The sequence below is a fragment of the Rhodococcus sp. B7740 genome, from assembly GCF_000954115.1.
Taxonomy (GTDB): Bacteria; Actinomycetota; Actinomycetes; order Mycobacteriales; family Mycobacteriaceae; genus Rhodococcoides.
The window spans coordinates 1355421-1375448 of sequence record NZ_CP010797.1 but is presented as its reverse complement, the minus strand read 5'-3'; the positions used below and the strand labels follow the sequence as shown (position 1 = coordinate 1375448).

Here is a 20028-nt window from a genome sequence, read left to right as displayed (position 1 = left end):
TGATCAGGCTGCCTGACCACCATCGAGAGCGGGAACCACGTCGGTCGCGCCGGCTTTGCGCTTACGCGAACGCAAACGACGTTCGACCACGGTGGCCAGCTTCGTCAACGCGGAGTTGATGATGATCATGATGACGGCGACGATGATCAGCGAGGGGAGGTAGTTGCTGTAGAACGCGCCTACCTGCTGACCGGAACGGACCACTTCGACGTACCCGATGACGTAACCGAGCGCCGAGTCCTTCAACGCCACAACCATCTGCGAAATGATCGCCGGAAGCATGGCGGTGACGGCCTGGGGGAGCAGAACCAGAAGCATGACCTGGCTCTTGCGCATTCCCAGCGCGGACGCAGCTTCCCGCTGCCCCTTGGGCAGTGAATTGACTCCCGCGCGAACGATTTCGGCGATGACCGATCCGTTGTACAGCGTCAGGCCGGTGACCACGGCCGCCAACGCCAGGTACTTGACCTTGAAGACCTCGTAATCGGCGTAGACCGCGTACAGGAAGATCATCAGAATCAGTACGGGTACTGCGCGGAACACCTCGACGATCGCGCCGCTGACGATCCGTACCGCGCGATGATCCGAGAGGCGGCCGATACCGAGGACGGCACCGAGGATCAGTGCGAACACGATCGAGAGCGCCGCTGCAACCAGCGTGCCCTGGATTCCGGGGATCAGATACGTGGTCCACGTGGTCGATTCGAGGAACGGATCCCACTTCTCGGCGGTCAACTGACCCTTGGAGTCGAGTGCTCGGTAGATGAGGAACGCGACGCCCAGCGAGACGACGGCAACGACCCCGGTCAGAATCCGGTAGCGCAGCACCGCTTTCGGGCCCGGAACGTCGTAGAGAACTGCTACTGCATCACTCATCATGACACCGCCAATCGCTTGCTGATGTAGCCGAACAGCAACCCGGTCGGGAGCGTCAGGATCATGAAACCGAGCGCGAAGATGCCGCCGACCACGAAGATCGCGGCCTCGTTCTCGATCATGTTCTTCATCAGGAACGACGCCTCGGCGACGCCGATGACCGATGCGATCGTCGTGTTCTTCGTCAGTGCGATCACGACACTGCCGAGCGGTCCGACCACGGCGCGGAACGCCTGTGGCAGAACGACGATGGAGATGTTCTGGGTGAACGTCATACCCAGTGAGCGGCCGGCCTCGGCCTGACCGACGGGGACCGTGTTGATTCCCGATCGCAGAGATTCTGCGACGAACGACGCGGTGTAGACACTCAGACCGAGGATTGCCAGACGGAAGTTGTTGTCGTCGAGGAAGGTCGAGGACGGTTCCGACGCGAGCGAGACACCCATGGTCTGGTACAGGCCGAACGAGGTGAACAGGATGATCAGGGTCAACGGGGTGTTACGGAAGATGGTGACGTACGTCGCGGCGATGCCACGCGCGATCGGGATGGGAGACACCCGCATCGTGGCAATGATCGTTCCGATGACCAGCGCGCCGACGAGGGATGCCAACGTCAGGTAGATGGTCGAGAGAAACGCGTCGATCAATTGATCGCCGTACTTGCTCAATAGGTTCACGGTGCTTGTTGATCCTCACGGCTCGGCGAGATCCAACCGTCGTGTTCCGCGCGCACGCGCTCGCGGAACACGACGAGAGGGTCGATCAGTAGCGGTCGACGGTGGGCGGGGTCGGCAGCGGGTAGCCCGATGCGCCCACGGTGTCGTTGAAGGCCTGCTCCCATGCACCGCTCGACACCATCTCCTCGATGGCGTCGTTGATCTGGTTACGTCCTTCGGTGTCGTCCTTGTTCAGGCCGATGCCGTAGTTCTCCGTGGTGAACGGCTCACCGACCACCTTGAACTGTCCGGGGGACTGAGCGGCGTAGCCGGCGAGGATGATGTCGTCGGTGGTCACCGCATCGACGGTGCCGTTGCGCAGCGCCTCGACGCACGCGGAGTACGTGTCGAACGGCTGCAGCTGCACGCCGGGGTACTCGTCGGCGATGTTCTGGGCCGGGGTGGAACCGGTGACCGAGCAGAGTCGCTTGCCGTCGTTGAGCGAATCGGCACCGGTGATGTCGGTGTTGTCCTCACGAACGAGCAACGACTGTCCCGCCACGAAGTACGGGCCGGCGAAACCGACCTTTTCCTTGCGGGTGTCGGTGATGGAGTAGGTGGCGACGATGTAGTCGACCTCGCCGTTCTCGATCAGAGTCTCGCGCTGCGCCGAGGGGGACTCCTTGAACTCGATGTTGGCCTCGTCGACACCGAGCTTGCCGGCGACGTACTTGGCCACCTCGACGTCGAAGCCGCTGAACGTGCCGTCGGGATTGCGCAGACCGAGACCGGGCTGGTCGAACTTGATGCCGACGATGAGGTTGCCGGACTCGGCGCTGCTCGAGATGGTGCGAGCTTCCTCTCCGCCGCCGCAGGCGGTGGCGACGATGGACAGAGCGGCGATGGCGACACCGAAGCGAAGCGGTCGGGTGATTCTCACAGTGAATGTCCTTAGGGATCGGTTCGGGTATTCGGGGTGAACAGTGAAGCGGGTCAGTGACCGAGGATCTTGCCGAGGAAGTCCTTGGCACGCTCGGACTTGGGCGACTTGAAGAAGGTCTCGGGATCGGTGTCCTCGACGACGGCTCCGTCGGCCATGAAGATGACGCGGTCGCCGGCCTTGCGGGCGAAGCCCATCTCGTGGGTGACGACGAGCATCGTCATGCCCTCCTTGGCGAGCGAGGTCATGACGTCGAGTACCTCGTTGACCATCTCGGGGTCGAGGGCCGAGGTCGGCTCGTCGAACAACATCACCTTGGGGTTCATGGCGAGAGATCGCGCGATGGCGACACGCTGCTGCTGACCACCGGAGAGCTGAGCGGGGTACTTGTCGGCCTGGTTGGCGATTCCCACGCGTTCGAGCAGAGCCAAGGCGCTCTTCTCGGCCTCGTCCTTCTTCTGCTTGCGTACCTTCATGGGCGCGAGCATGACGTTCTGCAGGATCGTCTTGTGCGCGAACAGGTTGAACGACTGGAACACCATGCCCACGTCGGCGCGCAGGGCCGCAAGGGCCTTGCCTTCCGCGGGAAGTAGATCTCCGTCGACCTCGATGGCACCGGAATCGATCGGCTCCAAGCGGTTGATCGTCCGGCACAGAGTCGACTTGCCCGAGCCGGAGGGGCCGACGACGATGACGACCTGACCGGCCGGCACTTCCAGGTTGATGTCCTTGAGGACGTGCAGATCACCGAAATGTTTGTCGACGGATTTGAGCGAGATCATCGAGGGCGCGCCCGGCGGGGGTGTCGATGCCGGCGCGTCGGTGGCGTGCGTCATAAGTCGAAACCCTATGCGTAGTTTCCTCGCCGACCGGTGTTTTCGCCCGTCATCTTCGATTATGTAATGGAAACTTTACTGTTGCCCCGCATCGGCCCTGCACAGTCTGTGGTGGAGCCCGCGACCCCGGCGGGCCGGTCGGTGCGATGGACGTACCCTGGAGGGGTGCAAACGAGTGTTTTTCCGACCGTGGACGTGGCCGATCACGGGAGTACCGATCCCGTCCCGGTGACGGACCCGTCGGCGTCGGTTCCCCGCAGCTACGAAGTGCGTACGCACGGTTGCCAGATGAACGTCCACGATTCCGAGCGGTTGTCCGGGCTGCTCGAGGAAGCGGGCTATGTTCCGGCAGACGCAGGCACCGACGCCGATCTGGTCGTCTTCAACACGTGCGCGGTGCGCGAGAACGCCGACAACAAGCTGTACGGCAACCTCGGCATGTTGCGGCCCGCGAAGACGCGGAACCCCAACATGCAGATCGCGGTCGGTGGTTGCCTGGCGCAGAAGGACCGCAGCACCGTCGTCGAGAAGGCTCCGTGGGTCGACGTGGTCTTCGGAACCCACAACATCGGGTCGTTGCCGGTGTTGCTCGAGCGCGCCCGGCACAACGAACGGGCACAGGTCGAGATTCTCGAATCCCTCGAGGCCTTCCCGTCGACCCTGCCGGCGAAACGCGAATCGACATACGCGGGCTGGGTCTCGATCTCGGTGGGCTGCAACAACACCTGCACTTTCTGCATCGTCCCGGCCCTGCGCGGCAAGGAGATCGACCGCAGGCCGGGCGACATCCTCGCCGAGGTACAGGCTTTGGTGGATCAGGGTGTACTCGAGGTGACGCTGCTCGGCCAGAACGTCAATGCGTACGGTGCCTCGTTCGCCGATCCGGACATGCCTCGCGACCGCGGCGCGTTCGCATCGCTGCTGACCGCATGCGGCTCGATCGAGGGTCTCGAGCGAGTGCGGTTCACCTCTCCGCACCCGGCCGAGTTCACCGACGACGTCATCGAGGCGATGGCGTCCACCCCGAACATCTGTCCCACCCTGCACATGCCGCTGCAATCCGGATCGGATCGCATCCTCAAGGCGATGCGCAGGTCCTACCGGCAGAGCAAGTTCCTGGGCATCATCGACAAGGTGCGCGCGGTCATGCCACACGCGGCCATCACCACCGACATCATCGTCGGCTTCCCCGGTGAGACCGATGAGGACTTCGAGCAGACGCTCGACGTGGTTCGGCGGGCGAAGTTCGCCAATGCCTACACCTTCCAGTACTCGAAGCGGCCGGGAACGCCTGCCGCCGAGATGCCCGATCAGATCCCCAAAGAGGTTGTGCAAGAACGGTATCTGCGATTGATCGCTCTGCAGGAAGAGATCGTTCTCGCTGCCAACCGAGAGTTGATCGGTACCGAGGTCGAACTGCTCGTCGCCACCGGTGAAGGTCGCAAGAACGCCGCGACGCATCGGATGAGCGGGCGAGCCAGGGACGGCCGACTCGTGCATTTCGCAGTCGACGCCGATCGCGTGAGCGAGATCCGCCCGGGCGACGTCGTCACCACCACGCTGACGGCCGCTGCGCCGTACCACCTCATCGCCGACGCCGGCGTGCTCACGCATCGCCGTACGGCAGCAGGAGACGCCCACGAACGCGGTGTGATGCCCAAGACGGCACCGATCGGCGTCGGCCTCGGACTTCCCTCGATCGGCGCACCGGCGCCGCTACCGGTAGAGACAGGATGCACCGCATGACAGACACAGACGGACCCGATCGCGTCGTACCCTCTCGATCCGCCGAGGAACTCGGGCGAACGGAGAGGGCGGTGATGACGGAACTGGACCCGGGAGCGCGGGCCATGGTCGTGGCCGGGCTGGTACTGGTCCTGTTGGTCACGTTCGCGTTGCCGCACACCGGATCGGCCAGCGGATTCGACGTGCTCACGGGTGGAGAAGCCGCAGTTGCCGAGTCCATCGCGCTGCCGTCACGCGTCTTCGTCGTGCTGGTGCTGACGTTCGGCGTGGTGATGTCGGTGCTCGCGCTCGTCACCCGTATCTGGGCGTTGGCGTGGGCCGCCCTCGCGGGATGTGCGGTGTCGTCGGTGTACGGCATGCTCTCGATCTGGACGCGGCAGACCGTGCCGGACAACCTGCAGGGTGCCGGACCGGGAATCGGACTGATCATCGCGTGGATCGCCGTCATCGCGTTGACGTTCCATTGGCTCAAGGCCGTGTGGAACAAGACGAACGCCCAGCTCGCGGCCCAGGAGCAGCGACGCATCGCCGCCGCGTCGGGCGAACAGAAGCTGCGCCTGTGGGACGGCCACTCGGCCCCGTAGGTCCGATCGGCCGCCCCCGGTCAGGAGTGCCGGTCGATCACAACTCGTCGACGGCGCTCTCTGCTGCGTCGGCCCACTCGCGCCACTGCTGCGCCTGTGCGAGCGCACGCTCGGCATCCTTGGTCTTGCCTGCTGCGGTCGCCTTGGCGGCCTGATCCTCGAACTGAGCCACCCGCTCGCGGAACTGGGCGGCGCGGGCGACGGCCTCGGGATCCGAACGACGCCACTGGGCCTCCACCGCGTCGTGGACGGACTTCTCGATCGCCCTCAGCTTGCCCTCGAGTTCCTGCATCTTCTCGCGCGGAACCTTGCCGATGGCATCCCACTTGTCCTGCAGGTCGCGCAGTGCCGAACGGGCGGCATCGAGGTCCTTGCTCGGATCTATGTGTGTCTTGGCCAGCAGGGCTTCCTTGGCCTCGGCGTTGGCCTCGAACTCGGCGTCCCGCTCGGAGGCCGCGGCGTTGCGGGCAGCGAAGAACACGTCCTGTGCGGCCTTGAAGTTCTTCCACAGCGCGTCGTCGGCATCGCGTGGGGCACGGCCGGATGCCTTCCACTCCACCAGCAGATCGCGGAACGCTGCTGCGGTGGGTCCCCAGTCCGTGGACGACGACAAGGCTCTGGCCCGCTCGACCAGTTCTTCCTTCCGAGTCTTGGCCGCACCGCGCTCACGATCGAGATCGGCGAAATGGGCACCGCGGCGACGGTTGAAGTTCTCCCGTGCCTTGGAGTACCGCTTCCACAGGGCATCGTCGATCTTGCGGTCGACCCCGCGAATCGTCTTCCACTCGTCGAGGATCTCTCGCAGCCGATCGCCCGCATGCTTCCACTGGGTCGATTCGCTACCGATCTGCTCGGCTTCGACGGCGAGGGCTTCCTTGCGCGCGGTGTGCTCGGCGCGTTCGAGCTCCCTTTCGTGTTTGGCCACCGCTGCTGCGGCGTCCGAATGCTCGACGACCGCGTCGAGTCGCCTGGCGAGCAGATCGAGGTCGCCGATCACAGCAGCGGTCGGCAGGCTCTCCAACAACGCGGACGCCGCGGCCTTGGTCTTCTTGGCATCGCCGGTACCTGAGGTCAATCGAGCTTCCAGCAGAGCGACCTCGGTGGCCAGATCGTCGTAGCGCCGACCGAAATGGGCGAGTCCTTCCGCCGCGTCTCCTGCCTGCCAGGACCCGATCTGCCGCTCACCGTCGGCGGTGGTCACCCATGCGGTGCCGTCGTCGTCGACTCTGCCGAACTTGCTGGGGTCGCTCGCAGGCGCGACCGTCGGGATCGCGGTCGGGACGTGGGAGGGGGTCGGGTGGGGCTTGGCACCGGCCGAACCGCCGGGACGAGGAGAGCCGGGACCCGGGCCGCCGGGCCTGGGTCCTCCACCGGGCTTCGGTCCACTGCCGGGCTTGGGTCCACCGCCGGGCTTGGGTCCGCCCTGGTTCGCTGCACCGGGCGCGGTCGCACCGGGGGTCTGGGCGGCTGCATCCGAGGATGCAGCCTCGGGGGTGGTGGGAGTGCCGGCGTTCGGGTCGGTCATTGTTCCTCATCTCTGCCGCGCGTCACGGCTGCCTTCAATCGCGATCTGGACACCATTGAACTAGGTGACGACCGATCGGACCATTGAAACAGCTCAGACGACTCGAGGTGGACTCGTCGGGGCAAGTCGCGCCACCGACTAGCGTGGTACTCGTGTTTCGTGCCGCGGCCCTGGTGCCCTCTCCACCGTTGCTGGTCCCCGAACTGATGGGCGCGGGGGCGGCCCGGACAGGCGATCTGCGGACCGCCGCCGTCGACGCGACCACCCATCTGGCGTCGACGGTCGACCGCTGGATAGCGGTCGGCGTCGACCGCGTGTCGTCCACCTACGGCACGGCCACCGTCGGCACGTTCCGGGGCTTCGGAGTCGACGTGGTGGTGAGCCTGTCCGGCGGCGCAGCGCACTCTGCGGCAGATCCGGACCTGCCGCTGGCGGTTCTGATCGCCGGATGGCTGCGCGGGGTGGCAGCGCCCGACGCTGCGGTCGAGGTCCGCACGATCGCGGCCGATGCGAGCCCCGGGTCGTGCGCCGAGTTCGGCGAGCAGCTGCGCCGAGAGTTCGACGCCTCGGCGGAGACCTGGGGCGTTCTGCTGCTGGCAGACGGGGCTAACACACTGACTCCGAAGGCACCCGGATCGTTCGACGAGCGCGCCGAGGGGGTCCAGCGCAGTATCGACGATGCCCTCGCGAGCGCCGACGTCGATGCATTGGCGCATCTGGATCCGGACCTGTGCGCTTCGCTCGGTGTCGGCGGCAGAGCGGCGTGGCAGGTGCTGGCGGCACTCGCTGGAGCCGATGCGACAACGACGGCCGAGCTCTACCGAGGTGCGCCCTTCGGGGTCGGATACTTCGTGGGGACCTGGGCTCGTGGTTGACGGGGCGAGCGATTCGGCCACGACACCGGTCGCGGTCATCGGGCCGACTGCCACAGGAAAGTCCGATCTGGCTCTCGATCTGGCCGAGGAACTCGGCGGCGAAATCGTCAACATCGACGCGATGCAGCAGTACCGGGGGATGGACATCGGGACCGCGAAAGTGCCCGTCGCGCAGCGGCGCGGGATTGCGCACCACCAACTCGATGTGCTCGAGGTCACCGACATCGCTACCGTCGCCCGCTACCAGGAGGCTGCGGTCGCCGACGTCGAGGACATTCGATCGCGGGGTTCGCGGCCGATCATCGTCGGCGGATCGATGATGTACGTCCAGTCGTTGCTCGACGAGTGGGCGTTTCCGGCCACCGACCCCGTCGTTCGAGCGAAATGGGAAGCCGTCCTCGAGCGCGACGGCGTCGAGGAGATCCATCGCGTGTTGACGGCCGCCGATCCCGAGGCTGCCGCGTCGATCCTGCCCACCGACGGCAGGCGGATGGTCCGAGCGCTCGAGGTGGTGGAGCTGACCGGGCAGCCGTTCGCGGCATCGGCCCCGAAGATCGGTGCACCTCGCTGGGGCACGGTGGTGTTGGGAGTCGACCGCGACACGGCCGAACTGGACGAGCGGATCGCCGAGCGCACTCGGCTGATGTTCGAGACGGGATTGCTCGACGAAGTGGAAGGGCTGCTCGCCCTGGGACTGCGCGAGGGCGTCACCGCGTCGCGGGCGATCGGGTACGCGCAGGCTCTCGACGTGCTGGCGGGGGACTACGACGTCGAGCACGCACGCGAACGGACATTCATCGGAACCCGACGCTACGTACGACGCCAGCGATCCTGGTTTCGTCGCGACGAACGCGTCCGGTGGCTCGACGGCACCTCGCCGACGCTGACCTCGGACGCACTGTCCGCGATCGACCCCTCCTAGCCGTACGCCCGTAGACTCGCGACCATGGAATTCGCCAAAGGCCACGGAACTCAGAACGACTTCGTCGTGCTGCCGGATCCGGCAGCCGAGCTCGAACTCACCAGGTCGGCGGTGTCGGTGTTGTGCGATCGACGCCAGGGCCTCGGTGCCGACGGGATTCTGCGCGTCGCCCGGGCCGGTGTGCTCCGAGATGCAGGCGTACTCGACCGAATGCCGCCGGGTGTCGAGCCCGAGGACTGGTTCATGGACTACCGCAACGGTGACGGCACCATCGCCGAGATGTGCGGCAACGGTGTGCGGGTGTTCGCGCACTTCCTGCGGGTGCACGACCTCGAACAACGTGACCAGTTCGTGGTGGGTTCGCGGGCAGGCGCACGCGCTGTGACCGTTCACTCGTTCGACGACACCGACGCCGATGTCACCGTGGCCATGGGGGACGTCACGCTGATGGGCTCGAGCTCGGCGACCCTCGCGGGCGGGACGTACGAGGGCATCGGAATCGACGTCGGCAATCCTCACCTGGCCTGTGTCGACGGTGCGTTGACACGCGCATCTCTCGGCGCGCTCGACTTTACCCAACCGCCGACACTGGATTCCGAGTTCTTCCCCCACGGTGCGAACGTCGAGATCCTGACCAGGCTCGACGACGGTGCCGTCCAGATGCGTGTGTTCGAACGTGGCGTCGGGGAGACGCGATCGTGTGGCACCGGAACCGTGGCAGCGGCCGCAGCGGCGCTGTCCTACGAGGGCCTCGAGACCGGGGAGGTGAGCGTCGGTGTGCTCGGCGGTCGGGTGCGTGTGAACATCGATCACGTCGGTGCCACTCTGCGCGGACCGTCGGTGTTGCTGGCCCGGGGCGAGATCGACGACCGGTGGCTGAAGGCCCAGCCCTGACGATCGCGCAGGCCTCGGCACCCACGTGACCGAAACCCGCGTGCATACGCTGGGCTTTTCGTGGATCATGGAGCTCGTATGACGAACTCACATGAAACATCCCCTGCAGGCGAGCCGGTCGACGACGGTCGCGACGACATCGACGGCGCTCCCGAAACCGAATCCGCCTGGACCCGTGAAGAGTCCGACGCGTGGTCGAGACGACTGGCTCGGTCTCCGCTGGGCGACGAGAATTCCCCGTCCTCCGGCGACATGCAGCTCGAAGACCGCACCGCGCTGCGTCGAGTGGCCGGCCTGTCCACCGAGCTCACCGACGTCACCGAGGTCGAGTACCGGCAGCTGCGGCTCGAACGCGTTGTGCTGGTCGGAGTCTGGACCACCGGTACGGCCGCGCAGGCCGAGTCCAGCATGACCGAACTGGCTGCATTGGCCGAGACCGCCGGCTCGGAGGTGCTCGAAGCGCTGATGCAGCGACGTGACAAGCCCGATGCCGCGACGTACATCGGTTCCGGTAAGGCCAAGGAGGTGCGCGACATCGTCCTCGCGACCGGCGCCGACACGGTCATCTGCGACGGTGAACTGACCCCTGCTCAGCTCAATGCGCTGGAGAAGGTCGTCAAGGTCAAGGTCATCGACCGCACCGCGCTGATCCTCGACATCTTCGCCCAGCACGCGACCTCACGAGAAGGCAAGGCGCAGGTCGCGTTCGCGCAGATGGAATACATGTTGCCCAGGCTTCGCGGCTGGGGCGAATCCATGTCGCGGCAGGCCGGTGGACGGGCAGGCAGCAATGGTGGTGTGGGTCTGCGCGGACCGGGTGAGACGAAGATCGAGACCGACCGTCGACGCATCCGTGAGCGCATGGCCAAGCTGCGCCGTGAGATCAAGGGCATGAAGCAGGCCCGCGACACCAAACGCGAACAGCGCCTGAGCGGTACGGTGCCGTCGATCGCTATCGTGGGCTACACCAACGCAGGCAAGTCGAGTCTGCTCAATGCGCTGACCGGATCCGGTGTGTTGGTTCAGAACGCTCTGTTCGCCACCCTCGATCCCACCACGCGCAAGTCGACGCTCGAGGACGGTCGCGAGATCGTGCTGACCGATACGGTCGGCTTCGTTCGGCATCTTCCGACTCAGTTGGTCGAGGCGTTCCGCTCGACGCTCGAGGAGGTCACCGATGCAGATCTGCTGCTGCACGTGGTCGACGGTTCGGATCCTCTTCCGATCGATCAGATCAAGGCCGTGCGTGAGGTGATCACCGAGGTGGTTCGCGAGCAGGACGCGAAGATGCCGCCGGAGTTGTTGGTGGTCAACAAGATCGACGCTGCCGATCCGGTTCAACTGACTCAGCTGCGTGGGCTGCTCGACGGCGCTCGATTCGTCTCGGCCAAGACCGGCGAGGGAATCGACGCTCTGCGAGATCATCTGGCCGAGATTCTGTCCGAGCCGGACGTGTTGGTCGATGTTCTCGTGCCCTACACCCGTGGTGATCTGGTCGCGCGAATCCACACCGACGGCCGGATCGTGAAGACGGCCCACGAGGAAGAGGGCACGCGTGTGGAAGCTCGTGTGCCGCAATCGCTTGCGGCGGCGCTCGTCGAATTCACGGCGATCGTGCCCAGCGTCTGACCTCGGTGGTGGGACCACGGCTGGTGGCCCGAGGTGCTGTCGTGGCTGTCGTGGCCTCGGCCGCCGCAATCGGGGGAGTCGCCTCGGGTGCACCGATCGAGACCGAAACCTATTGTGGTCCAACCGATCCTGGACTCGCGGAGTTGTCGGGGCTGACCTCGATCGACGGCGTCCTCTACGCGATCGGAGACAGCGGAGCCGACGATCGGGTCGCGGTGCTCGGTGCCGATTGCGCGGTCACGCGATCGATCGACGTGCCCGTCGACCCGTACGACGTCGAGGACCTGACGTCGTACGACGGCTCGCTGTGGTTGGCGGACATCGGCGACAATCGGATGCGCCGCGAGACAGTGGCATTGACGCGAATGGACCCGGCCTCGGGCGCGGGAGAACTGTACCGACTGACCTACCCCGACGGCGCGCACGACGCCGAGACGATACTGATCGAGCCCGGTGGTAGGCCGGTGATCGTGACCAAGGCACTCTGGGGCGTGAGCGGGGTGTACGTACCTGCCGGCGACGAATCCGTCGCCGATCTGACCAGCCCTGGCCCGACGCCGATGCGCAAGGTCGGAGAACTGGCGTTCACGGCAACCGACACGGTCGGTGGGCCGCCGTTCGTGGTCGGATCGATACTGGCGACCGGGGGAGCGGTGAGCGCCGACGGTGCCGTGGCCGCAGTGCGCACCTACACCGACGCCTACCTGTTCCGCGTGCCGGACGGGGACATCGCGTCGGCATTGGTCGATCCGACAGCGCCTCGCGCCGTGGTGCCGCTGCCCGACCAGCCGCAGGGCGAGGCTCTGGTCTTCACCGACGACGGTTCCTTGCTCATCGCATCCGAGGCCGGATTCGGATCCGCGGAGGCAACGCTTCCGCCGATCCTGCGGGTCCCCGACGCGGTCGATCTCGAGATGTCTGCCCCCGAACCTGTTGCTGTGGAGCCGGTATCGCCGACCGTCGTTCCCGAACAGTCGGCACAGACGCCGACAGCGACGGACTCGGAATGGACATTCCGAGCGGCCGTCGCTGCCGGTGTGGTGCTGATCGCCGGAGCGGTGGGATTCACCGTCCGGCGATCGATGCGTTCTCGCTAGGCACTTGGCCGAACAGTCTGGTCAGGCATCCAAGTCCGCTTCGACGAGGGCGACCACCTTGTCGTGTGCTGCCTGGTCGTCGCTGCTGACGGTGACCTCGGTGCCCTTGGTGGCACCGAGCGTCATGATCATCAGGGCCGAACCTGCGTCCACGGGCTCGGAGTCGGCCACTGCGAGGGTGACGTCCACGCCGGCTTCGGCGACGGCGTCGGCGATCAGTGCTGCGGGTCGAGCGTGCAGACCGATCGAGGATCCGACGGCGACTGTGGTGCTGGGCATGTGGTGCTCCTTCGTAGTGGGGTTGTTGCGATCGTAGCGAGTGTCAGACGGTGGCGAGTGCCGGATCGAGCTCGGCCTCGGTCGGGGCGTTCTTGCCCTTGACGAACTGCTTGGCCGAGACGACCAGGAACGCCGAGACGATGGTGCCGACGGCCAGAGACACGATGAACCACAGGATGTTTCCGATGGCGAAGAACACGAAGATTCCGCCGTGGGGAGCGCTGAGGGTGACGTCGAAGGCCATGATCATGGCACCGGTGACTGCGCCGCCGGCCATCATCGAGGGGATGACGCGGAACGGGTCCGCCGCGGCGAACGGAATCGCACCCTCGGAGATGAATGCTGCCCCGAGGAACCAGGCAGCCTTGCCGTTCTCACGCTCGGCTTCGGTGAACAGACGCGAGCGAACGGTCGAGGCCAGTGCCATGGCCAGCGGCGGCACCATACCTGCGGCCATGACAGCTGCCATGATGCGCAGTGATGCGGTATCGGTGACCGACAGGCCTGCGGTTGCGAATGCGTAGGCAGCCTTGTTGACCGGTCCGCCGAGGTCGAAGCACATCATCAGGCCGAGAATGATGCCGAGGATGATGACCGAGGAGCCGCTGAGACCGTTGAGCCAGTCGGTCAGTCCGCTGGTGATCGCGGCGAGCGGCTTGCCGAGCAGCAGGAACATGATCGCGCCGACGATGAGGGTGGCGAACAGCGGGATGATGACGACGGGCATCAGGCCACGCAGTACCGCGGGGATCTTCCATTTGCTGATCCACAGTGCGACGAAGCCGGCGATGAGACCACCGACGAGGCCGCCGATGAAGCCTGCGCCGACGAGAACGGCCACGGCACCGGCGGTGAAGCCTGGCGCGAGTCCCGGCCTGTCGGCGATGGCGTAGGAGATGTAGCCGGCCAGTGCGGGCACCAGGAAGCTGAAGGACAGTGCGCCGATCTGGAAGAGCACGGCACCGAGGTAGGCGGCGATTCCGCCTTCGGGCAGGGAGGTGATGGAGTTGTTGACGACGATGTCCTCGGCAACTCCGGAGATCTCGTATCCGCCGAGCAGAAAGCCGAGGGCGATCAGCAGACCGCCGGCGGCGACGAACGGAATCATGTAGCTGACGCCGGTCAAGAGAATCTGGCGGATGCGGGTGCCCCAGCCGAGTTCGCCCGCGGATTCGGTGGAGCCTGCGGCCACTGCGGTACCGCCGACGCGGGCTGCGTCCGGGTTCAGTGCAGCGCGAAGGGCTTCGGTGAGCATGACGTCGGGCTCGTTGATGGCGCGCTTGACGCCCGAGGAGATGACGGGCTTACCGGCGAACCTCTCCCTACCCTTGACGCCCACATCGGTGGCGAAGATGACTGCTTCGGCTCCGGCGATGATCGAGGGGTCCAGCGGCGTGCTGCCGCTCGAGCCCTGGGTCTCGACGTGAACGGTGACTCCGGCACGCTCGCCCGCTGCGACGAGTGAATCGGCAGCCATGTAGGTGTGCGCAATTCCGGTGGGGCAGGCGGTGACTGCGACGATGTGCTTCGGGGCAGCGGTCTCGGCCGGGGTGGCGGCCGCGCTGTGCTTGGCAGTCGACACGGGAGCTGCGGCCGGGGCCGTCACGGGCGGCTTGGCGGCGGGGTTGATGACCCCGTCGACGAGGGTGACGATCTCGGCGGCCGAGGACGCGTTGCGCAGGGAGGTGACGAATTCCGGCTTCACCAGTGCGCGCGCAAGGCTCGAGAGCAGCTTCATGTGGGCCGAACCGGCACCGGCAGGAGCGGCGATGAGGAACACCAGGTCCGCGGGGCCGTCGGGGGCACCGAAGTCGACCTTAGGGTTCAGACGGGCGAATCCGAGAGAGGCCGAGGTGACCGCTTCGGAGCGGCAGTGCGGGATGGCGATGCCGCCGGGCAGGCCGGTTGCCGACTGCGCCTCGCGGGCCAGAGCGGCGTCGCGCAGGGCATCGGTTTCGGTTGCGCGACCCGCGGAAGCCAGAACGCCTGCGAGGCGTTCGATGACGGCTTCCTTGGACTCGCCGAGATCGGCGTCGAGGAGGATCAGATCCTCGGCGATGATCTGCTGATCTTCGGTGGGGGTGGACATTGCAGGCTCCTAGAGACGGTTCGAAGAAGGGGAGAGCGTGGACGGAGTGACGGAGGTGGGGATGTCGAGCGCACGGACCGTCACCGAATTCGGGTGGGTCTGCTCGGGCAGGGGAAGCGTGGTGCCTGGAAGCGCGGTCGCTGCCGTTCCGTAGGCGACGGCGCGGCGGAGTTTGTCTGCGTCGGAACAGTTCTCGGCGTCGGCGAGGATGTAGCCGGCGAGCGAGGAATCGCCTGCGCCGACCGTGCTGACCGCGGTGATCGGGGGCGGGCTGGCGTACCAGGAACCGTCCTCGGTGACCAGTACGGCTCCGGCACTGCCGAGAGTGGCAAGTACCGCGCCGACGCCTCGGCCGAGAAGGATCGTGCTGGCTGCGATGGCAGCCGTCGGATCACCCTGCGCCGCTGCGCTTTCCAGCTCTTCGGAATCGTACCCGGTGAGTTGGGCGAGTTCCTCGGAATTGGGTTTGATCAGATCGGGTGCCGACTCCGGGAAGGCAGCGGCGAGAGCGAGCAGTGGCTCGTCGGAGGTGTCCACCGCGACTTTCGCCGACGTGGCACGCAGGGCAGTGACGAGCTCGGCATACCAGTCGACGGGGAGGCCCGGCGGGAGCGAACCGGAGAGAACCACCCATTCGGCATCGACTGCGAGAGCGAGGATCCGCTCCCGCAGCTCAGCACGGGTCCGCTCCGACACCGTGGCACCGGGCTCGTTGATCTTGGTGGTGGTGCCACCGACTTCGCTCACCGTGATGTTGGTCCGCGCCGGACCCGACGTCGGAACCGCGGAATACCGCACTCCCTTCGCGGCCATCGCGTCGAGCAGGGGGTCTCCGACGTTGGCCGGGAGAACTGCCAACGCCCCGACTCCCGATCCGCCGAGAACGCGAGCGACGTTGACGCCCTTGCCTCCTGGGTCGATGGCCGACGTCGATGCCCGGTGGACGCCGCCACGGACGAGCGGCGTGTCGAGTGTGACCGTCCGGTCCATGCTCGGGTTGGCCGTGAGTGTGACCATCATGCGATCACCACCTCGATTCCTTTGTCGCTGAGATTCTTTCGGTCATTGATCGAGATGTCGCTATCGGTGACGATGACATCGATGGAGCCCACTCGGGCGAAGCTGACCAGATGCTCGCGGCCGATCTTCGACGAATCCGCCAGCACCACGACATGATTGGCTGCCTCGACCATGGCACGCTTGACGGCTGCCTCGTCGCTGTCGGGAGTGGACAGTCCGTGCCCGACGCTGATGGCATTTGTGCCGATGAACGCGACGTCCACCCGGAGCCATTCGAGGGCACTCAGCGCTTCGTCGCCGACTGCCGCCTGGGTGGTCCCGCGTACCCGCCCGCCGAGTAGTCGAAGGTTGACATTCGACATCGTTGCGGCGCGCGCGGCGATCGGGACCGAGTTGGTCACCAACGTCAGTTCGCGATCGTGAGGAAGCAAACCGGCAAGTCGACCGGTTGTGGTGCCGGCATCGAACACGGCGCTGCCTCCGACGGGAGGGAGGAAGGACAGGGCGGCGGCCGCGATCGCGTCCTTCTGATCGGCCCGGGTGAACTCTCGTTCCGAGACGCCCGGTTCGAGTGTGGTCAGGGCCGATGCGGGCACTGCGCCACCGTGGACGCGGCGCACGACACCCATTCGATCGAGGGTGGCGAGGTCGCGGCGCACGGTTTCCGTTGTGACGCCGTAGGTGGCGGAGAGATCGTTGACGGAGACGCGGCCCTGGGTGCTGATGAGTTCGGCTATGGAGTGCTGTCGTTCTTCTGCGTACACCTGCGTCTCCTTCCTCGTTGATGTTGCTTTATGTTGTTTTACGCCCGTGTGTGTTGACATGTCAAGGGTTTGGAGTAATCTCGGTCACAACACAAGCGACTGATGGCCCCCACCACAGCTCGCCGGACAGTACGAAGACCTTTGTTCACGCAGGATCCGAGGAGGACCACATGACGGGATCGGTTAGCACCGCTTCGACCGGACACAGCGACACGACAGTCGATGCAGCCGGAACCGGAGCAGCGCAGACCACGCTGCACGGCACGCCTGTCGTGCCCGGCGTGGGATACGGCCGCGTGATCCGCCCCGGTGCCCGTCCCGCCATCCCTGCCGATACCGGCGAGGTGGCCGAGGCGGATCGAGATGCCGAGAAGGACGTCTTCGACGCCGCAGCGAACGCCGTCGCCGCTCGACTGCGCGGTCGCGCGGAGCTGGCGACCGGAGCTGCCTCGGAAGTCCTGTCGGCCAACGCCGCGATGGCAACGGACCGCGGCTGGCTGGGAGCCGCGCGCTCCTCGATCGCCAAGGGCAGTTCGGCCGTCACCGCGACAGCGGCGGCGACGGACAAGTTCGCCGCGATGTTCACCCAGCTCGGCGGACTGATGGCAGAGCGCGTGACCGACCTGCGCGACATCCGTGATCGCGTCATCGCCGAGATCCTCGGCGTTCCGGAGCCCGGTGTTCCGGTGCCGGACGAACCGTCCGTGCTGTTCGCCGACGACCTGGCACCCGCCGACACCGCCGGCCTCGACCCCGCGCTGATCGTGGGTCTGGCCACCTCGCTGGGCGGTCCGACCAGCCACACCGCGATCATCGCGCGTCAGTTGGGCATTCCGTGCATCGTCGCCGTGGCAGGCCTCGACGACATCGCCGCGGGTACGAACGCATCGGTGGACGGCACCAGCGGCCGGATCGAACTCGAACCCGATGCCGAGACGGCCCGCGCCGCCGTCGTCTCCGCCCGCGACGAGCTCGACCGGGTGTCCCAGTGGGTCGGTCCCGGTACCACCGCCGACGGCCACGCGGTCGACATTCTCGCCAACGTCCAGGACGGTGCCGGTGCTCGCGCGGCGCGATCCAGTGCAGCGGACGGCGTCGGACTGTTCCGTACCGAATTGTGCTTCCTCGACCGTGATTCCGAACCCACCGTCGACGAGCAGGCCGAGATCTACGCCCAGGTACTCGACGCGTTCGCGGGCAAGAAGGTCGTCGTGCGGACTCTCGACGCAGGCTCGGACAAGCCGCTTCGGTTCGCCACGCATCCCGACGAGGCAAACCCGGCCCTCGGCATTCGCGGAATCCGCATCGCCGAGGCCGACCGCGGGATTCTGTACCGCCAGCTCGACGGCATCGCGGCAGCCGCGAAGGCGACCGACTCCTCCCCGTGGGTGATGGCTCCGATGATCGCAACCGCGTTGGAGGCGAAGGATTTCGCCGCCGACGTCCGTGAACGAGGACTCACCCCCGGCGTCATGATCGAGGTACCCGCAGCCGCGCTGCTCGCCGAGCACATCCTCGAGCACGTCGATTTCCTGTCGATCGGCACCAACGACCTGGCGCAGTACACGATGGCCGCCGACCGTATGTCCGCTCAGCTCGCCGGCCTGACCGATCCGTGGCAGCCGGCGGTACTGGCACTGGTCGCCCACACCGCTGCCGCGGGAGCCAAGGCAGGCAAGCCGGTCGGGGTCTGCGGCGAGGCCGCTGCCGATCCGCTCCTGGCCTGTGTGTTGGTCGGCCTCGGCATCACCTCTCTGTCCGCTGCATCGGCTGCCGTCGCGCACGTGGGTTCGAAACTGGCGACGGTCACGCTCGATCAGTGCAAGGAAGCGGCCGCCGCAGCCCTGAAAACGGACAGCACCGCCGCCGCGCGCGAGGCAGTGAGCGCGATCCTCGGCTGATCCAATAGTGTTGCCTTCCATCATGAGAACTCTGGGTTGGACGCTGCACGGAAACGGAAAGACCGTCGAGGCCGGGGCGGTGGTCTCACCCGACGAACGATTGACGTGGCCACGCACCATCGGTATCGGAATGCAGCACGTCGTCGCGATGTTCGGTGCGACACTGCTGGTTCCGACGATCACCGGATTTCCGGTATCGACGACGCTGCTGTTCTCGGGCATAGGAACGGCACTGTTCCTCGTCATCACTGGAGGGCGCGTTCCCAGCTACCTGGGTTCGTCCTTCGCTTTCCTGGCTCCGCTCGGTGCCACCCAAGCGAACGGACCCGCCGCCCAACTCGGAGCGGTCCTGTGTGTCGGCCTCGTACTGGCCGCCGTCGGCTTCGTGGTGAAGTTCGCGGGCCAACGGGTACTCGACGCGGCCATGCCGCCCGTCGTGACCGGTGCCGTCGTCGTGCTCATCGGGCTGAACTTGGCACCGGCCGCCACCACGTCGTTCGAGGCACAGCCGCTGATCGCAGCCGTCACCCTGATCGCGATTCTGCTGGCGACGGCGCTCGGACCCGGCTTGATCGGGCGACTCGGAATTCTGCTCGGTGTCGTCGTGGGTTGGGTGTTCGCCGCCGTCACCGGGGGCATCGCGCAACCACGCCTCGACGCACTGAGCGCGGCGAGCTGGATCGGTCTGCCCGAGTTTCGCGGTCCGTCCTTCGAGCTGTCGGTGATCCTCGTGGCGCTGCCGGTGGTGATCGTCCTCGTCGCCGAGAACGTGGGACACGTCAAAGCCGTCGCCGCGATGACCGGCAAGAACCTCGACGACGTGGCCGGTGACGCATTGATCGCCGACGGGCTGGCGACCACACTCGCCGGAGCAGGCGGCGGTTCGGGAACCACCACCTACGCGGAGAACATCGGTGTCATGGCTGCCACCCGCGTGTACTCGACCGCGGCGTATTGGGTCGCATCGATCACGGCGATGGTGCTCGCGTTCTCGCCCAAGTTCGGTGCGCTGATCTTCACCGTCCCCGACGGAGTCATCGGCGGCGCAACTCTGGTGCTGTACGGCCTGATCGGGCTTCTCGGCGTACGCATCTGGACCGACGCGAAGGTCGACTTCACCGACCCGGTCAATCTCATCGTCGTTGCGGCGGCGCTGGTCGCCGGAATCGGTGACCTGACACTGTCCGTCGGATCGGTCGAACTCGGCGGTATCGCCTGGGGTTCGGTGGGCATCCTGCTGGGGTACCCGATCGTCTCGGCGCTCGCCAGGAGTGCAGGCACCCGAGGTCGTTAGCGGGGTCGGTCACGGATCGCGCGCGTTTTGGTCATCGACCACCCCGACGCCGCGGACGTAGTGTTTCCCTGTGACGTCAGTCGTACCGGCGATCGAGATTC

General features: G+C 66.2%; 18 protein-coding genes. 9 read left to right on the top strand and 9 right to left on the bottom strand.

Going from position 1 to position 20028, the window contains the following annotated elements; translation table 11 throughout:
• Positions 1–3: 3 nt before the first annotated feature.
• The 4 genes from NY08_RS06265 to NY08_RS06250 all read right to left on the bottom strand — a co-directional run bounded on the left by NY08_RS06265 (position 4) and on the right by NY08_RS06250 (position 3254).
• Positions 4–876 carry an amino acid ABC transporter permease gene (locus tag NY08_RS06265; protein WP_032397888.1) on the bottom strand — a complete coding sequence of 291 codons (873 nt, stop codon included), beginning with the start codon at positions 874–876 and terminating at the stop codon, positions 4–6.
• The gene (locus tag NY08_RS06260) at positions 876–1553 is read right to left on the bottom strand and encodes an amino acid ABC transporter permease (protein WP_045195444.1); all 678 of its coding nucleotides are present in this window, start codon (positions 1551–1553) and stop codon (positions 876–878) included. The genes NY08_RS06265 and NY08_RS06260 overlap by 1 nt, the downstream gene beginning before the upstream one ends.
• 85 nt (positions 1554–1638) lie before the next feature.
• Complete coding sequence (locus NY08_RS06255; RefSeq protein ID WP_045195442.1) at positions 1639–2472, bottom strand: glutamate ABC transporter substrate-binding protein; 834 nt, start codon at positions 2470–2472, stop codon at positions 1639–1641.
• Positions 2473–2525: 53 nt separating this feature from the next.
• Positions 2526–3254 (bottom strand): amino acid ABC transporter ATP-binding protein, encoded by a 729-nt coding sequence (locus NY08_RS06250; protein WP_170944851.1) that lies wholly within the window; start codon positions 3252–3254, stop codon positions 2526–2528.
• Positions 3255–3536: 282 nt separating this feature from the next.
• On the opposite strand from NY08_RS06250, the gene miaB reads away from it, so the two are divergent.
• The gene (miaB, locus tag NY08_RS06245; RefSeq protein ID WP_082073983.1) at positions 3537–5054 is read left to right on the top strand and encodes a tRNA (N6-isopentenyl adenosine(37)-C2)-methylthiotransferase MiaB; all 1518 of its coding nucleotides are present in this window, start codon (positions 3537–3539) and stop codon (positions 5052–5054) included.
• A complete protein-coding gene (locus tag NY08_RS06240) occupies positions 5051–5638 on the top strand; it encodes an Rv2732c family membrane protein (RefSeq protein ID WP_032398401.1) in 588 nt (195 codons plus the stop codon). Before miaB ends, NY08_RS06240 begins: the two co-directional genes overlap by 4 nt.
• 37 nt (positions 5639–5675) lie before the next feature.
• On the opposite strand, the gene NY08_RS06235 is transcribed toward NY08_RS06240, so the two are convergent.
• Entirely contained in the window at positions 5676–7163 is a 1488-nt protein-coding gene (locus NY08_RS06235; protein ID WP_045195440.1) for a DUF349 domain-containing protein, read from the bottom strand.
• Between the two features lie 152 nt (positions 7164–7315).
• On the opposite strand from NY08_RS06235, the gene NY08_RS06230 reads away from it, so the two are divergent.
• From NY08_RS06230 to NY08_RS06210, 5 genes are all read left to right on the top strand, one after another.
• On the top strand, positions 7316–8038 hold the full coding sequence (locus NY08_RS06230) for a class III extradiol dioxygenase subunit B-like domain-containing protein (RefSeq protein WP_045199837.1): 723 nt from the start codon (positions 7316–7318) through the stop codon (positions 8036–8038).
• A complete protein-coding gene (gene miaA / locus NY08_RS06225) occupies positions 8031–8960 on the top strand; it encodes a tRNA (adenosine(37)-N6)-dimethylallyltransferase MiaA (protein ID WP_045195439.1) in 930 nt (309 codons plus the stop codon). The genes NY08_RS06230 and miaA overlap by 8 nt, the downstream gene beginning before the upstream one ends.
• A 24-nt stretch (positions 8961–8984) precedes the next feature.
• Positions 8985–9854 carry a diaminopimelate epimerase gene (gene dapF / locus NY08_RS06220; protein WP_045195437.1) on the top strand — a complete coding sequence of 290 codons (870 nt, stop codon included), beginning with the start codon at positions 8985–8987 and terminating at the stop codon, positions 9852–9854.
• A 78-nt stretch (positions 9855–9932) separates the two neighbouring features.
• A complete protein-coding gene (hflX, locus tag NY08_RS06215) occupies positions 9933–11483 on the top strand; it encodes a GTPase HflX (RefSeq protein WP_200893173.1) in 1551 nt (516 codons plus the stop codon).
• A gap of 41 nt (positions 11484–11524) precedes the next feature.
• A complete protein-coding gene (locus NY08_RS06210) occupies positions 11525–12580 on the top strand; it encodes a hypothetical protein (protein ID WP_327205207.1) in 1056 nt (351 codons plus the stop codon).
• 21 nt (positions 12581–12601) lie between these two features.
• Here NY08_RS06210 and NY08_RS06205 read toward each other — a convergent pair whose 3' ends face one another.
• From NY08_RS06205 to NY08_RS06190, 4 genes are read right to left on the bottom strand one after another with little or no spacing between them, the layout of a single operon-like run.
• Positions 12602–12859: an HPr family phosphocarrier protein gene (locus NY08_RS06205; protein WP_032397893.1), complete on the bottom strand. Its 258-nt coding sequence runs from the start codon at positions 12857–12859 to the stop codon at positions 12602–12604.
• A 43-nt stretch (positions 12860–12902) separates the two neighbouring features.
• Positions 12903–14948 carry a PTS fructose transporter subunit IIABC gene (locus NY08_RS06200; protein WP_045195436.1) on the bottom strand — a complete coding sequence of 682 codons (2046 nt, stop codon included), beginning with the start codon at positions 14946–14948 and terminating at the stop codon, positions 12903–12905.
• A gap of 9 nt (positions 14949–14957) precedes the next feature.
• Positions 14958–15968, bottom strand: a complete 1011-nt coding sequence (locus NY08_RS06195) for a 1-phosphofructokinase family hexose kinase (protein ID WP_032397895.1) — start codon at positions 15966–15968, stop codon at positions 14958–14960.
• Entirely contained in the window at positions 15965–16732 is a 768-nt protein-coding gene (locus NY08_RS06190) for a DeoR/GlpR family DNA-binding transcription regulator (protein ID WP_032397896.1), read from the bottom strand. The genes NY08_RS06195 and NY08_RS06190 overlap by 4 nt, the downstream gene beginning before the upstream one ends.
• 170 nt (positions 16733–16902) lie before the next feature.
• On the opposite strand from NY08_RS06190, the gene ptsP reads away from it, so the two are divergent.
• Together ptsP and NY08_RS06180 are read left to right on the top strand one after the other, a co-directional pair.
• On the top strand, positions 16903–18633 hold the full coding sequence (ptsP, locus tag NY08_RS06185; RefSeq protein WP_235387122.1) for a phosphoenolpyruvate--protein phosphotransferase: 1731 nt from the start codon (positions 16903–16905) through the stop codon (positions 18631–18633).
• Positions 18634–18655: 22 nt separating this feature from the next.
• Positions 18656–19927 (top strand): uracil-xanthine permease family protein, encoded by a 1272-nt coding sequence (locus tag NY08_RS06180; protein WP_200893172.1) that lies wholly within the window; start codon positions 18656–18658, stop codon positions 19925–19927.
• Positions 19928–20028 lie beyond the last annotated feature (101 nt).